Origin of the sequence: Pyxidicoccus sp. MSG2, assembly GCF_026626705.1 — a bacterium.
Classification (GTDB): Bacteria; Myxococcota; Myxococcia; order Myxococcales; family Myxococcaceae; genus Myxococcus.
The window spans coordinates 11,843,050-11,855,667 of sequence record NZ_JAPNKC010000001.1 but is presented as its reverse complement, the minus strand read 5'-3'; the positions used below and the strand labels follow the sequence as shown (position 1 = coordinate 11,855,667).

General features: G+C 69.8%; 12 protein-coding genes. All 12 read left to right on the top strand.

Annotated features, from left to right (window positions below; all coding sequences use genetic code 11):
- Positions 1 to 150 precede the first annotated feature (150 nt).
- The 12 genes from OV427_RS45285 (at position 151) to OV427_RS45230 (ending at position 12,523) form a co-directional block, all read left to right on the top strand.
- The gene (locus OV427_RS45285; protein WP_267862459.1) at positions 151 to 747 is read left to right on the top strand and encodes a DUF2716 domain-containing protein; all 597 of its coding nucleotides are present in this window, start codon (positions 151 to 153) and stop codon (positions 745 to 747) included.
- A gap of 416 nt (positions 748 to 1,163) precedes the next feature.
- Complete coding sequence (locus OV427_RS45280) at positions 1,164 to 1,370, top strand: hypothetical protein (RefSeq protein ID WP_267862458.1); 207 nt, start codon at positions 1,164 to 1,166, stop codon at positions 1,368 to 1,370.
- A gap of 23 nt (positions 1,371 to 1,393) precedes the next feature.
- The gene (locus OV427_RS45275) at positions 1,394 to 1,774 is read left to right on the top strand and encodes a hypothetical protein (RefSeq protein WP_267862457.1); all 381 of its coding nucleotides are present in this window, start codon (positions 1,394 to 1,396) and stop codon (positions 1,772 to 1,774) included.
- 148 nt (positions 1,775 to 1,922) lie between these two features.
- Positions 1,923 to 3,548, top strand: coding sequence for a CotH kinase family protein (locus OV427_RS45270; protein ID WP_267862456.1), 1,626 nt, complete (start codon positions 1,923 to 1,925; stop codon positions 3,546 to 3,548).
- Positions 3,545 to 4,306 (top strand): VTC domain-containing protein, encoded by a 762-nt coding sequence (locus tag OV427_RS45265; RefSeq protein ID WP_267862455.1) that lies wholly within the window; start codon positions 3,545 to 3,547, stop codon positions 4,304 to 4,306. The genes OV427_RS45270 and OV427_RS45265 overlap by 4 nt, the downstream gene beginning before the upstream one ends.
- Before the next feature lie 59 nt (positions 4,307 to 4,365).
- Entirely contained in the window at positions 4,366 to 5,547 is a 1,182-nt protein-coding gene (locus tag OV427_RS45260; RefSeq protein WP_267862454.1) for a hypothetical protein, read from the top strand.
- Positions 5,547 to 7,226, top strand: coding sequence for a dTMP kinase (locus OV427_RS45255; protein ID WP_267862453.1), 1,680 nt, complete (start codon positions 5,547 to 5,549; stop codon positions 7,224 to 7,226). Before OV427_RS45260 ends, OV427_RS45255 begins: the two co-directional genes overlap by 1 nt.
- On the top strand, positions 7,213 to 7,881 hold the full coding sequence (locus OV427_RS45250; RefSeq protein WP_267862452.1) for a DUF4956 domain-containing protein: 669 nt from the start codon (positions 7,213 to 7,215) through the stop codon (positions 7,879 to 7,881). The genes OV427_RS45255 and OV427_RS45250 overlap by 14 nt, the downstream gene beginning before the upstream one ends.
- Before the next feature lie 76 nt (positions 7,882 to 7,957).
- Positions 7,958 to 8,914 carry a hypothetical protein gene (locus OV427_RS45245; protein ID WP_267862451.1) on the top strand — a complete coding sequence of 319 codons (957 nt, stop codon included), beginning with the start codon at positions 7,958 to 7,960 and terminating at the stop codon, positions 8,912 to 8,914.
- Between the two features lie 29 nt (positions 8,915 to 8,943).
- Complete coding sequence (locus OV427_RS45240) at positions 8,944 to 9,771, top strand: hypothetical protein (RefSeq protein WP_267862450.1); 828 nt, start codon at positions 8,944 to 8,946, stop codon at positions 9,769 to 9,771.
- A gap of 17 nt (positions 9,772 to 9,788) precedes the next feature.
- Positions 9,789 to 11,810 (top strand): PEP/pyruvate-binding domain-containing protein, encoded by a 2,022-nt coding sequence (locus OV427_RS45235; RefSeq protein ID WP_267862449.1) that lies wholly within the window; start codon positions 9,789 to 9,791, stop codon positions 11,808 to 11,810.
- A 17-nt stretch (positions 11,811 to 11,827) separates the two neighbouring features.
- Positions 11,828 to 12,523, top strand: coding sequence for a hypothetical protein (locus OV427_RS45230; RefSeq protein WP_267862448.1), 696 nt, complete (start codon positions 11,828 to 11,830; stop codon positions 12,521 to 12,523).
- The last annotated feature ends 95 nt before the right edge of the window (positions 12,524 to 12,618 follow it).

The following is a 12,618-nucleotide window of genomic DNA, read 5'->3' as shown; positions in this document are numbered from 1 at the left end:
GACGGGAGTGGGCTTCCTGGCGCCCCGCGCTTGGCGCACCCGAGGCGCGCCGGAAGCCCGGGGCCGTGTTCGGACATGGCACGCGTCATTCCCGGAAGCGGACAGCATGTCGCATTGCCCCGACAGGCCTCCGGGGACATAACCGCTGGCGTGAGCACGCACGAGCCCCAGGCCTGGTTCCTCCTGTCCGGTGACGAAGAGACGTCCGCGCTGAATCACCCGTGGCCCGAGCCGAGGGAAGGAGGCGTCCAGTTCGTCGTCGACGAAGCGCTGGGCTCGCGAGGCAGAAACGAGCTGCTCGAGCTGTATCGAGACCTGGCGGAGAAGATGCTCACGGTCTTCCGGGAGCTCGTTCCGCCGGGGGAGTGGCTCTACGCGCTCGACCATCACCACACGAACTACCGCCTCTTCCCGCACGTGCGCTTCGAGAAGGGCGCGACGCTCGAGGAGATGACGGGCAACTACACCGAAGAGCACTTCCAGATGGCGCTGCGGAAGGTCCAGCCGCCGCCCTTCGCGAGTCGGTGGCCGGTGACCGTCCAACCCGATGGAGACCCCGAGCACTGGTTCGCGCCGCCTGACTTCCGCTTCGTCTACTCCGCCCGCTACACCGTTCAGATCTCCAACGGCCAGGCCACCGCCGAGGCGGAGACCTATGAATTGCGGGGACGCGAGCTCGTCGAAGCCGTCGAGCGGAACCTGCCGAAGCTCTTCCTCCTCGGGCGCCGGCTTCCGGTAACGGAGTAGCAGGAGCGGGGTTCCTCAACGAGCCGGCCGCGAGATGTCCGTGAGCGCACAAGTGTCCCTTGTCCACATAGAGAGGGACTCGGCATGTGGCGAAGATCCCGAAGAGACCCAGTCCCCCGAACCGCCCGAGGGAGCCGATGCGAGGAACATGCATACCCAGGCGGTTCCTGGAGGCATGGACGCTCCTGTTGGCAGCCGCCCTTTGGGGCTGCACACATGCCCAACGACCAGAGCGCCGCGTCTACGTGATCTCGGAAGACGCGGCTGGAGTAGGCGGCTCGGGCACACGCGATTGCGACGCCGAGCACGTCGATTGCTTCGATAAGTGCTGGAACTCCACACCGCCACTGAGCAGCATCAAGAAAGGCTCAGGGAAACATCATGAGTACTGCACGGAGGAATGCCGGAAGGCGTACATGGATTGCATCGAGGAAGAGGAGCACTCGAGGCACGACACGGAACGCACGGCATTGCGGTTCTCGAGCATCGACGGCGCGCTGGATTGGTTGAGGGACCACAAGTCGGAGGTGGCCATCGGCACCATCGTCATCGTTGCGGGCGTGACGTTCATGGTCGCAACTGGCGGCGCCGGTGCGCTGGTTCTTGCGCCGCTTGCTCTTTGAGCCCATGAAAGAAGGATTGCGAAATGACAACCAACAACGACTTCGAGATGGACTCGACGCTTCGCATCCTCGACGCGGCCAGCAAGAACTACCCGGCCGGCTCGAAAGAAGAGGCGACGGTTCAGCTTGCAGCGATCTCGTTGCTCTACCTCCGCAAGATCCAGAAGCTGGAGGACTTCCTCGAGTACTACCGCGAGTTCTCCGATCCATCCTTCAGCGTCCCCATCGCGCAAACCTTCACGACGCAGGATGAAGCAGATGCATGGTTGCGCGGTGGGAGCGCCAATGACGGCGACCTCGTCAAGATCGCTGGCCAGGGCTTCCAGGTCGTTCGCTTGCCGAGAGGCTTGAAGTTTCTTCGGACGCCTCTTCCGGAGGAATTGGGGCCTCCTCGCTCAACGTAGGCGGCCCCCTCCCTCCGTTCGGAAATACTTCGTCACGGATGTGAAACACAGGAGTCACGACTCCGCCTCAAGGTGTCACCTCGCAGCAACAGCGCCGGCACGGAGCCGGCCCTGACCGAGGGTTGCCTGCTCTCACGAGGAGAGTCGTATGCACGGAGTCCCGCGCGTCGCCGCGCTCGCCACCGCCTTGTTCCTCGTCGCCGCCTGTGGCGATGGCCGCCCGGATGGTTGGAGCGAGGAGTCCCACGGCAAGAATGCGAAGCCGGCCTATGACGTCGTCTTCCCGTCCGACAAGGTCCAGCGGCTCGACGTCGTCATCTCCGCCTCCGACTGGCAGTCCATGCAGGACGACATGACAGACATGCTCGGTGATTTCGGCACGGGCGGCACCATGAACCCCGGCGGTGGTGCTCCCGACGGCGGCATGCCCGGCGGTGGCATGCCCGGCGGCGGAGGAACGCTTCCCGCGGAGCTGATCACGGCCTGCCAGGGCAAGGCCGCGGGTGACGCGTGCACCGCGACCCTCTTCGGCAACACCTTCACCTCCACCTGTGCCTCCATCCCCGACGGCACGGGGACGCTCGCCTGCACTCCGCAGGGCGGAGGCCCGGGCGGCCCCGGAGGCCCGGGCGGCGCGGACGGAGGCACCGGCGGCATGCCAGGGGGCGGCGGAAGCATGGACCTCATCCCCCGCACCCCGGTGTACGTGCCCGCCACGGTGCGCTTCAACGGTCAGACCTGGTGGAACGTCGGCATCCGCTACAAGGGCAACTCCACGCTCTCGGGAGGCTGGCGCTCCGGCATCGGCAAGCTGCCCTTCCGGCTCAACTTCGACAAGTTCGAGGACCAGTACCCCGAAATCGAAGGCCAGCACTTCTACGGCTTCAGCAAGCTCTCCCTCTCCAGCAACCAGGGCGACACCTCGTACATCCGGGACCATGTGGCCTCGGACACCTTCCTCGCCGCGGGCGTGCCCACCGCGCACACGGGCTTCATGGCCGTGTACGTGGACCACGGTGCCGGGCCCGAGTACTTCGGCCTCTACACGTCCGCCGAGGACCCGCAGAAGTCCCTGCTCGACTCGCACTTCGGCAACCACGACGGCGCGCTCTATGAAGCGGACGGCACCGGCGCCACCTGGGGCGCCTTCGACCAGGAGTCCTTCGAGCCGCAGTCCGACGCCGCCGAGGCGACGTGGGAGAGCGTGGAGGCCGCCATCGCCACGCTCCACTCCGACCGGAGCGACGCGGCCGCCTGGCGCGCGCGACTGGAGGAGCGGCTGGACGTGGATGGGTTCCTCCAGTGGCTCGCCGTCAACACGGTGATGGTGAACTGGGACAGCTACGGGAACATGTCCCACAACTACTACCTGTACGCGGACCCGAACGACGGCAACCGGCTGCACTGGATTACGTGGGACCACAACCTGTCCATGTCGTCCAACCGCACGCTGTCGCTGACGCTCTCCGAGGTCACCGGGTCCTGGCCACTCATCCGCTTCCTCATGGATGACCCGGTGTACCGCGCGCAGTACGAGCAGTACGCCCGCGAGTCCATCGACGGCCCGCTCTCCCCGGCCACGATGAAGGCGCGCATGCAGGCGGCGCACGACCTCATCGCGCCCTATGTGTCGGGCGACACCGCCGAGCGCGAGGGCTTCACGTACACCAACGCGCAGCAGTTCGACGCGTCGCTCACGGGCAGCGCGGGGCTGTTCGGCTTCGTCGAGCAGCGCGAGGCGGCGGTGCGCTCCACCTTCGGGAACGCCCCATGAACGCCCTCGCCTGGACCGCGGCCCCGCCCATGAACTGCGACGCGCCAGACCTGGACCACGAGCGGCGCTTCCAGCCGCTCCTCGAGGCGATGGAAGCGTTCCTGCGCGCCACCGGGCCCTACACCGAAGCCCGCGTCTACGAGCCCGGCCACCCCCACGCCTTCACGCGCACCACGTACTTCGACACTCCGGCGCTGGACCTCCTCGCGTCCGCGGGCAGCGGCCATGCCCAGCGCCTGCGCCTGCGCGAGTACGCGGCGGCGGTGGACCTGGGGCAGCCGCCCGTCCTCACCGGGCGGCGCTTCCTGGAGGTGAAGGTGACGTCCGGCGAGCGGCGCACGAAGTCGCGCTGCCTGCTCTCGGCGGAGGAGGCGCAGGCGCTGCTGGCCGGCCTGTCGCTCCCCGAGGGCAGCGCCGCCGCGGGACTGCTTCAGCGGCTCGCCCGGGGCCCGGTGATGCCGTGGGTGACGGCCTGGTACCGGCGTGTCACGCGCACGACGGCGGATGAGCGGGTCCGCATCACGCTCGACCAGGACCTCGCCTTCGCCCTGCCCCCGCTGCCGGGGGACCCGGCCGAGCCCACACGCCTGCTCGAACGGGCCTCCGCCGCCCTGCTCGAGGTGAAGTGGCAGGGCCGCGCGCCCGCGTGGTTGGAGCAGGCGCTCCGGCCGCTCGCACCCTCGGAAACGCAGGGCTCGAAGTTCGAACAGGGCATGCGCGTGCTCCTGGGTGGAGCACTCCCACCGCGCGACGACTGAGCACGCCGACCCGCCGCGCCCTCACGGGGGCGGCCTCCTCATCCAAGGACCTCTCTACCGTGCGACCCCTTCCCCACCGTGGCCCCATGGGCCGCGGAGTGCTCCTCATTGCCCTGCTCGTCCTGGGTCGGCCCGCCAGCGCCCAGGACACGGAAGCGCCTCGCGCCTCCGACACGGCAACCGAAGCTCCCGAGCCTGCCGCCCCCGGCAGCGGGGCCGAGGCTCCCGAGCCCACCTCGCGTGAGCCGGAGGCGCTCGTGCTCTCGACGAACTTCGGAGACGTGCAGCTCGGCGGCCGGATCAATGTACGTGAGACCATCGAACAGCCCCAGGGCGGCATCTGGGCCGGCGAGCTCACCCTGCCCGCCGCGCGGCTGGAGGCCACGTACCGCTGGAAGAAGCGCCTGCGCGCCGTGGTGGAGTTCGACGTCCGAGGAGAGGTGAAGGACGCGTTCATCTGGCTGAAGCTCGGCCAGGGCTTCGCCACGCGCGCGGGACGCTTCAAGGTGCCGCTGTCCCTCATCGAGCTGGAGTCCGCCACGCGGCTGCCCGTGGTCCGCCGGGGCCTGCTGCGCGACGTGCTGGACGACGCGCTGGGCCTCAGCGGCAGACTTCCCGGCGCGCAGGTGGAGTGGAAGTGCCCGGGCTGCCTCGGCAACGTGAGGCTGCTGTCCGGCGTGTGGCAGACGCAGGATCCGGACTCGAAGGTCGCCCTGGAGCGGGGGCTTGGCCTCATGCCCGCGCTGCGCGGTACGTGGGAGCTGGGCAGTGTGGAGCTGGGCGCGTCCGGGCTGCTGCAGCCCGCGGGCGCCAGTCCGGGAGGTGACCAGCGAAGCTGGCTGGCGGAGCTGGACGTGAGGCACACGCTCGCGCTCGGCAGTGGTGCGCTGCGCACCTGGGCGGAGGCCCTCACCGGCCGCGCCGCTCTCATCGGCGGCACCGGGAAAATGCTCATGGGCCGCGTGGTGACGGGGTGGCGCCTGGGCGGCGCGGACCGGGGAAAGGCGTACGTCGAGCCCTTCCTGATGCTCTCCGCGATGGACCCGGACCTGGACCGTCCCGACGACCTGCTGTGGGAGGGCGCCGCCGGCCTCAACGCCGGCCAGTGGAACCGGTGGCGCGTGCAGACGCAGTTCGAGGTCCGAAAGGCCAGCTCCGGCACGCCCCCGGTGCTGGAGGCCCTGGAAGAGAGCCTCGCCTCGCGGCGAGCCGTGCTGGTGCAACTGGAGGTTGGCTTCTGATGTTGATCGTATTCGAGGGAATCGACGGGTCCGGGAAGACGACCCTCTCCAACCGCGTCGCCGATGAGCTGCGCCGCGCGGGCCTGAGCGTCCGCCATGTCCGCGAGGGCGGCACGCTCGCCTCCCCCGTCTCCGAGGCGCTGCGGCGCTTCACGAGAGACCCGGCGCACCTGGCGCTCACGCCCACCGCGGAGCTGCTCCTCTACGCCGCGCGGGAGGTCCAGCTCTTCGAAGAGGTCACGCGCCCGGCGCTGACCGCGCACGAGGTCGTCATCACCGACCGCTTCTTCTACACCGCCGAGGTGCTCGCGCGGTGGGGCCGCGGCCTGCCGGAGAGCGCGGTGCGCCCCGTCCTCGACGTGTGCTCGCGCGGGCTGGTGCCGGACCGTGTCTTCCTCATGGACGTGCTGCCGGCGCTGGCGCGGGCCCGCCGCCGCATCTCGAAGATTGTCTCACCGAAGCCCGGCACTCCGTCGCGGAAGGGGCTGGCGGGCACGGGCCTCCAGGTGAGGCTGCGCGCGGGCTACCGCGCCCTCGCGGCCGAGTGCCCCGAGCGATGGACGCTGCTGGAGAACGCGGGCGTCCCGCTCGAGGTGCTCGTCCAGCAGGTGGTCCAGGACATCCTCCAGGCGCGCGGCGGCACCGCTCCGTCGGCGCGGGTGCTGCGTCCGGCGCCGCCTCCGGTCCGCACGGTGGAGGAGGCCCGCGCGCGGTTCCTGCACCAGCTCGACGTGTGGATGGACGAGGAGCCGCCGCTCGCCGCGTACTTCCTCTCGGGGATGACGGGCGCGGACATGCTGGAGCGGCGCACGCGCCTGGCCGAACACCACCCGGAGCTGGTGGCCCACGGCCTCGCGGGCTTCACGGACGAGGCGTCCTGGCGGCTGCGTTGGAAGCTGCTGGAGTCAGCTCCGGTGGAGGTCCTCCGCTCGCTCACGGACGCGGCCCAGGATGCGCCAGAGGCGTGGGAGCTGCGGGAGCGGCTCATCACCCAGGCGCCGCTGGAGGTCGCGAAGTCGCTCGGCGGGCTCGACACCGAGCAGTCCTGGTGGATGCGGGAGCGGCTCTCCTTCTCCGCGTGGGAGGCCGTGGTGGGCTCGCTGGCCGGGCTCGAAGGAGACCGCGCCTGGACGGAGCGGCAGCGCTGGCTCACGGGCTCGGGGGGAGAGGACGCGCTCGGCCTGGAGCCGGTGGCGCGCACGGCGTGCCGCTCCATCCGGGGGCTCGACGACTCCATGGCCTGGGCCTGGCGTGAGCGCGCCTGGAGCATCGCCCCGGACGCGGTGCTCCGCTCGCTGGCCGGCCTCACCAGTCCGCGCTCCTGGGAGCTCCGCGACCAGCACGTGTCCCGCGCGCCCAGGGCCGTGCTCGGCACATTCGACGGGTTGGACCACCCGCGCGCATGGATGCTGCGCGAGTCCTTCGGCGCGCAGTGCGAGGAGGTGCTGGACTCCATCTTCGGCATGGATGGCCCCTCGGCCTGGGGGCTGCGCACCGCGCTGGCGGACACCTGGCCCACGGCGACGGTGCGGAGCCTGGGCCCCCTGCTCAACACCCCGCGCGGGCGCTCCCTCACCGAGCGGCTGCTGGCGGCGAACCCGCACGACGTCGGCCTGCTCCGCCAGGCGGCCCGTGGCGCGGCGGACACCTTCCTGGGAGCCCTCGATGCCTCCGCTTGAGAACGTCATGCAGGGTCTGGATGCCGGACCCCACTCGCTCACCATCTCCACGCTCCTGACGCGCTTCACGCTGGCGTTGCTGCTGGGCGCGTTCCTCGCGTACCGGCCCTGGCGCAGGCTGATGCCGCACGTGCCGCCCATGCCGCCGGAGACGGCGCACACCCAGGTGCTCATCGCCGTGGCCGGCGCGGTGATGACCACCGTCATCGGCGACAGCATGTCCCGCGCGTTCGGCCTGGTGGGGCTCGGGGGCTTCATCCGCTTCCGATCGGGCATCAAGGACCCGAGGGACGCCGCGGCCATGTTCGTGATGATTGGCGTGGGGATGGCGTGTGGACTGGGCGCCGGTTCCATCGCGATCTGCGCGTCCCTCTTCTTCGGTGGCGTGCTGCTGGTGCTGGATGCCGTCAGCAAGCGGCGCATGGAGGTGGTGACGCTGTCGCTGGGGCTGGAGGACGTGGCCGCCGCGCTGCCAGCCCTGCGGGCGCTGCACCCCGAGGTCCGCTTCCTCTCGCTGGAGCAGTCCGCTTCCTCCTCGGAGGGCACGGCGGTGGTCGAGCTCTCCGTGCCCATGCGCGCGGATGGCCTGGAGCTCCTCCAGGGACTGCGCAACCGGCTGCCGGGCGTGCGGAGCGCATCGCTGGACCCGGCGTAACGCAGCCCGCGCTCCGCTCAAGGAAATCTTCAGATTCGAGGGGCACACTTCATCGTGGCCCCGAGGAGGTCAGGTGATGGCACGCAGGACACGCGACACGAAGCTCTCCCTCCTGCTCGTGCTGTGCGCGCTCGGGTGCGGCTCCGAGCCGGAGCCGGATGACGGCCTCTACCCGGTCATCGTGAACGACCTGACCTATGCCCCGTGTGACGCGAGCCAGCGCGTGGGGCAGTTCACGGTGGAATTGGGAGACGGCTACACGGCGGTCCAGGGACGCGCGCTCAGCGGTGTCGTGCCGGCGAACGTGCGGAAGGTGGAGGCCGAGGAAGGCCAGTGCCGGCTCCTGCTGGGACGCACGCTCTTCTGCGAGCCCGCGTGTGGCGCATCCCAGACCTGCGGCGAGGATGGCGCCTGCATCCCGTACCCCACCGCGCAAGACCTGGGCACGGTGCGCGTGTTGGGGCTCAAGGCCGACCTCTCCATGTCGCCCAACTCGGCGCGGTTCTACTCCAACGGCGCGACGACCCTTCCCCATCCCGGCTTCGACCCGGGCACGGACATCTCGCTGGTGACGAGCGGGGCCGAGCTCCCCACCTTCACGCTGCAGGGCCAGGGCGTGGCCGCGCTCGAGGTCCCCGAGGACGCCATCACCCTGGAACGCGGCCTGCCCGTCACGGTGTCGTGGACACCCTCCACGGCGTCCGAGGCCGCGCGCCTCCACGTGGTCGTGGACCTCGCCCACCACGGCGGCATCGCCGCCTCGGTGGAGTGCGACGGCATCGAGGACACCGGGCGCTTCGACATCCCCGCCGGACTGCTCTCGCGGCTGCTCGACGAGGGCGTCGCCGGCTTCCCGAAGCTCACCCTCAGCCGGCGCACCGCGGACTCGACGGACACGTCCGCCGGGTGCGTGGAGCTGCTGGTCCTGTCCCAGGTGGAGCGGGAGGTCCTCATCCCCGGGCTCATGTCGTGCAGCACCAACGCGGACTGCCCCGACGGGAAGACCTGCCGCGCGGACCTGACGTGCCAGTGATTCGTCGAACCCTGGAAGGGAGCCCCCGCATGAGACGCTCGATCATCGTTCCCACTGTCGTGATGGCTCTCCTGGGAGCCTGGCTCCCGGGGTGTGGCTCGAACCCAGAGCCCCTCGAGCCGGGCGGAGGTGACGGCTCGACGGACACCGACGCAGGGACGCCCACCGGCGAGGGCTCGACGGACTTCAGCTTCTTCGTGACGAGCCTGGAGGCGATGCGCCAGCTCTCCGGCAGCCAGAATGGCTTCGGTGGAGACCTGCGCTTCGGTGAGTCCACGGGGCTGGCGGGCGCGGACAAGATCTGCCGGACCATCGCGGAGCAGGCGGTGGCCGGCGCGGGACAGAAGGACTGGCGCGCCTTCCTGAGCGCGTCGACGGGCGGCACCAACGGTGGCGCCATCCATGCCATCGACCGCATCGGCAACGGGCCCTGGTACGACCGCAACGGGCGGCTCGTGGCGTCGAACAAGGCGGGCCTCCTGGGCAGCCGGCCGTCTGGCGACGCGGCCATCAAGAACGACCTGCCCAACGAGCGCGGCGAGCCGAACCACCAGGGCGTGGACAACCACGACACACTCACCGGCTCCACGAAGTCGGGCCAGTTCAGCGGCAGCCGGGCCAACACCTGCAACGACTGGACGAGCGCGACGGGCTCCACCGGGCGGCCGATGATTGGCCACTCCTGGCCTCGCAGCGCCAGCAACCCCTCCAACGGCGGCAACTGGATGTCCGACCACGAGGCGCCGGGCTGCGGGGCCGGAGTCAACCTCTCCCAGACAGGCCCGGGCAACGGCTCCGCCACCGTGGGCGGTGGCGGTGGCTATGGCGGCATCTACTGCTTCGCCGTCAGACCCTGATTCTCCCCGGAGCCCCCATGCGCGCGTTTACGCTGCTGCTCGCCGCCATCGCCATCGCTCCGTTGCTCGCGTGTTCGTCCACCTCGGATGAGGACGAGGTGCGGGAGGAGGCCTGCCAGGTGGCGGAGGGAGCCTCCGCTCCCGACTTCCTGAAACACCTCGGCTGCCAGGGGGACTTCGAGGCCCTGGCCTCGGAGCCGCTCGACACGAGCATCCCGGGAGCCCGCTCGGTGAAGGTCGTCCTCGACCGCTTCGACGGGGACACGCTCTACTTCCAGAACAGCCAGAAGTACGCCATCCACTACGCCTTCACCTCCGCGAACCTCTCCGGCAACGGGCGGCCCGTGGTGGGCTCGCTCGCGGACTTCAACCAGACGGAGTACACGTCCCCGGACCGCCGCTTCCTGCTGGGCGCCGTCACCTGGTACGAGGGGCCCGGCGTCTGGGCGCTGGAGCTGGCGCCCTACGACTCCGCCTCCGCGACGCTGATGGCGCAGCTCTACGAGGCCATCCGCGCGGAGGCCTGGTTCGGCCCCGCGCTCGTGTTCCACCCCACGTCGCAGGCCGTCGCGGCAGAGGCGAAGAACCTGCCGTCCAGCGTCACGGTGATGACGACGGACGCGCTGTTCGCGGCCATCGACTACCAGCCGCTCAACCTGGCCACGTCGGTAGGCAGGCTGCGCTTCCTCACGGCGGAAGAGCTGGCCACGACCTACGTGTCATTCCGCGACATCGTCGTGCTGGACGTGGTGCCGAACGACATCTCCGTGGTGCTTGGCATCATCACCGAGGAGTTCCAGACGCCGCTGTCTCACGTGAATGTGCTGTCGCAGAACCGGAAGACGCCCAACATGGGACTGCGATCGGCGATGACGGACCCGCGGCTCCGCGCACTCGACGGCCAGTGGGTACGGCTCACCGTCGGCGCGTTCGACTGGAGCATCGAGGCCGTGTCGAGCGAGGTGGCCGACGCATTCTGGGAGGAGCACAAGCCCGAGCCCGTGCAGCTCCCCGCGCCGGACGTGAGCGTCACCGACCTGAGGGACATCGAGGACGTGGTGGTCGAAGGCACGGGCTCGTTGCGGGACGCCATCAAGGCCGCGGTGCCGGCCTTCGGTGGCAAGGCCGCGCACTACTCCGTGATGGCCCGGACGGAGGGCCTCCCCATCCGGAAGGCCTTCGCGATTCCCGCCGCGTACTACGTCCAGTTCATGGAGCAGAACGGGTTCTACGCCCGCGTGGACGCGCTGCTGGCGGATGCGGAGTTCCAGTCGAAGCCGGAGGTCCGCGACGCACGCCTGAAGGAGCTGCGCGAGGCCATGGAGGTCGCACCAGTGGATGCCACCTTCCAGCAACGGCTGAAGGACAAGCTGGCGGCGGACTACCCGGGGCTGAGCATGCGCTTCCGCACCAGCACCAACAGCGAGGACCTGGAGGGCTTTCCCTGCGCCGGCTGCTACGAGTCGCACACGGGGGACGCGGGTGACTGGGAGGACGTGCTCGACGCCATCCGCGAGACGTGGGCCAGCATCTGGCTGTTCCGCACGTTCGAGGAGCGCTCGTACAGCAGCATCGACCACAAGTCGGTGGTGATGGCGCTGCTGGTGCATCACAACTTCCCGGACGAAGAGGCCAACGGCGTCGCGCTCACCGCCAACCCGTATGACCCGTCCGGCGTGGAGCCCGGCTTCTACGTCAACGTCCAGGCGGGAGGAGACGCGGAGGTGGTGCACCCGCCCCCGGGCATCACCAGCGACCAGTTCATCTACGGTTTCCATCAGCCCGGCCTGCCCATCACCTACCTGTCCCGCTCCAACCTGGTGAGGGACGGAGAGACGGTGCTGACGTCGGCGCAGGTGTACGAGCTGGGCAAGGCGCTCGATGCCATCCACGAGCGCTTCTCCCCCGCCTATGGCCCGAAGGCGGGCAACGACGGCTGGTACGCCATGGACGTCGAGTTCAAGTTCGACGGAGAGCCCGGCGAGACGCCCCGGGTCGTCATCAAGCAGGCCCGCCCGCACCCCGGACGGGGCCAATGAGCCTCAGGGAGGTCTCGGTGAAGCGACACGCGTGGAGACTCGGAGCCGCGGTGCTGCTCGGGCTCATGGTGACGGGCTGTGGCGAGAGCGCCATGCCCGCCGATGACGGCGGCGAAGAGGCGCTCGGCTCGGGGCCGTTGCTGCCGTGGAAGGCGGGCAACCGGTGGACATACCGGGTCACCGAGGACGGCCAGGTCTCCGAGAAGGAGACCACGGTGGGCGAGCTGGAGCCCGTCGGCGGGACGGGAGTGAGCCGGGACTTCCTCGCGAACCGCGTCGTCACCCGGAAGGGCGTGAATGACCAGACGGTGAGCTGGCAGGCCCTGTCGGGCGAGCGCGTCATCCGCTACCGGGAGCAGTCGTTCCGCGCCAGCACCGGGGCGCTCGAATTGGAGGAGCAGTGGGATCCGCCCAAGCTCCACCTCGACGAGACTCCCGAGCACATCGTCGTGGGCGCGAGCTGGCTCGAAATCTACGAGGAGACGAAGCAGCCCACCGATGGCGCGGCGAGCACGGAAACGGCGAGGGACCGCTGGACGGTGATTGCCGACGGAGAGTCCATCACCGTGCCCGCCGGCACGTTCCGCGCGCTGGTCCTGCGCAAGGCGGGAGGCAGCACCGCGAAGACCTACTGGTACGTGCGGGGCATCGGGAAGGTGAAGGAGATCGGCGGACAGACCGAGGAGCTGACCGCCTATGAGCTCGTGCCGTGAGCCCCACGTGCGAGCAGTGAAGCCAGTGGCCGCGTGTCCGCGCGGCGCGCTTCAGGAGACCTCCGGATCGGTTGTTGAGCCTTGACGTCAAATGC